2 protein-coding genes are annotated in these 2331 nt (G+C 41.9%); both read right to left on the bottom strand.

Annotated elements, in window-relative coordinates; genetic code table 11:
- Nucleotides 1–697, bottom strand: a 697-nt coding sequence (locus L1283_RS28395) for a tyrosine-type recombinase/integrase (protein ID WP_429626810.1), incomplete at its 3' end; no start/stop codon positions are given.
- A gap of 250 nt (nt 698–947) precedes the next feature.
- Nucleotides 948–2066 carry a tyrosine-type recombinase/integrase gene (locus L1283_RS28400; RefSeq protein ID WP_286732651.1) on the bottom strand — a complete coding sequence of 373 codons (1119 nt, stop codon included), beginning with the start codon at nt 2064–2066 and terminating at the stop codon, nt 948–950.
- Between the last annotated feature and the right edge of the window lie 265 nt (nt 2067–2331).

A 2331-nucleotide genomic window follows, 5' to 3' on the forward strand; every position in this document is an offset into this window, starting at 1 on the left:
ACATTTCCAATAGTTCGGGATATTCGTTGCAGGTGAGTCTCACATATTCTTCGGTGGATGTAAGAGACTTGTGTCCCAGACAAGCAGCCAGTAATGGAAGGGCAGTATACACATCAAGCCCTTTTCTTATCATTTTTGCAAGAGAATGCGTTGCCATGGTGTGTCTTATATCATGCACCCGAGGACCAAAGCATTCACCTTTATATGCAATTCCACATTTCGTATATACCTTTTTGAACCAGTTGTATGCGTTGGCGGAAGACACGGCTGTACCATTCAATTTAATGAAGAATGGACGTTCGCTATCAGTAACGCCTTTTACGGGGAGCATGCTCCTGTAATGTAAATATTTCAGAAGGGCCTCCTTTAAAGAGCTGCATATGGGAACCAGGCGTTCTTCTCCATTTTTAGTATTGCCCCAAGTGCCAACCCTTAATACATTCCTGTCGGGATCCACATCCTTGTTTCGCAGCGAGGTTGCTTCTGTGATTCTTAGGCCTGTACTATATAAAAGTCGAAAAAGACAGGGTAGGGATATAATTGGATCATCTTTTCGATGGCTTCCTCGCTGAAGCCCGTCAGATTCCCGGAATATGGCCAGCATCTGCTCTTCAGTGAAGATATAGGGTACAAAACCACGATCGTTCGTACATTTTGGCAAAGGCATGATATATGATTTAACCCCGTGCTCATTCATGTATTTCGCCAGTTGGGCCAGACGGGAGCATTTTCCATAGAATGTTCTACTACAATCATTTTCCCTGGACTTTGCCCAGGCACCTATCAGATCTTTCGTGATAACTGGATTTGATAAACCATATATTATGGTGAACTCGTCAAACTCTTTGTAAGTCCATTTGGTTGATAGCACGGTGGACCCACAGGATTCTTTGATCCGGATCAGGGCTTTCATATAAGGAGCCAATACTCCCCGATAGTCAAATGGATCAGTCATAGAACCACCCTCCTCTCTGCGTATAAAAGCAATCGCTGGATTCCGGAACATCTAGTACGCATCCCAGCATATGTGACAGGTCTATCCGGACATAGGTTCTTGTTGTATCTGCTTCGGAGTGACCCAGTGTTTCCGATATAATTGAGATTGGCGTGGATTTGTCCAGCATTCTTTGCGCCAGACTGAATCTCAATGCATGCCCTCCATGATGCCTGTTCCCGAATTCGATTCCAGAAGACTTAAAAACAATTAAGATGGCTCCATGAACCGCTCCTCCATTAAGTGCCCCATATGGAGGACGACAACTTAAAAACACTTTGTCTGACATGGATTTTGGGCGTGCATACCGAACATAGTCGATAATGGCATTACCAACTATAGGTAAAAGTGGAAGTGTCAATGGATTTCCGGTCTTATATTGCACAAGCGTTATTTTATTGGTTTCCCAATTTATGTCGCTAAAACTCAAATTGGCTATATCCGAGACGCGCAGCCCTAGACGGGAGCATAATAATAGCATAGCATAGTTGCGTTTTCCAATATTGCTTGAACGGGAAATCGATGTCTCTATCTTCTGTACTTCATCTGGAGCATAGAACGAAGGGGCCTTTACACGCTTGATTTTTTTACCAAGTGATTTTAGCATATAGGAATAGTCCTTTGCAATTATATTTTCGCGGAAGAGAAATAATAGAAAGCGGCGCGTAGTATCAATATACTCCTTCTGTTGATATTCGCGACTCTCAACATACCTCACTATAGCTTCTTCGGTTATTCCCGAACGATTGTCTATTCCCAGTTCGAGTAGATATTCTATAAAGTTGCTCATTGTTTTTCTGTAACGCTGAAGTGTCTTCTTCTCATTTAAGCCCAGGGATTTCAAGTATTCAAGATACTGAATAGCGGCGGCGCCGATGTCACCCCGTAAGGGATGTTGTACCACATGCTGTCTTCTCCCTCCCAGATTGCTATCCAACAAAACATGGGTCAACACTTCAATACTTTTAATAAGGTCGCGATGATGGAATGTAACGTTGAAACCATCACGGCACGTCAGCATATATTCGTTGCCGACGTTTTCGTCGTAGTCAACCAAGCCTCTTGAGTGCATATAAACAAGGATGCCTTTCTTCCACAACCAATTATAGGTGTAGATACGACTGCCTGAATATCTGGCCTCTTTTAAAAGTTGGTTAGTACGTTCAATAAGATTTTGAATTTCCATAACTTTTACTATTTATGTTGATATATTGTAATATGCAACACTAACGTTATGGAAAGCAATTATGTGTAGTCGTATTAATAATTGGCTATAAATGAATTTTGAGAAGAGATCTGATAATGGACTTTACATATCCATATTGTTGTCATAGCCT

The organism is Sphingobacterium sp. HSC-15S19 (assembly GCF_050433745.1).
Taxonomy (GTDB): domain Bacteria; phylum Bacteroidota; class Bacteroidia; order Sphingobacteriales; family Sphingobacteriaceae; genus Sphingobacterium; species Sphingobacterium siyangense.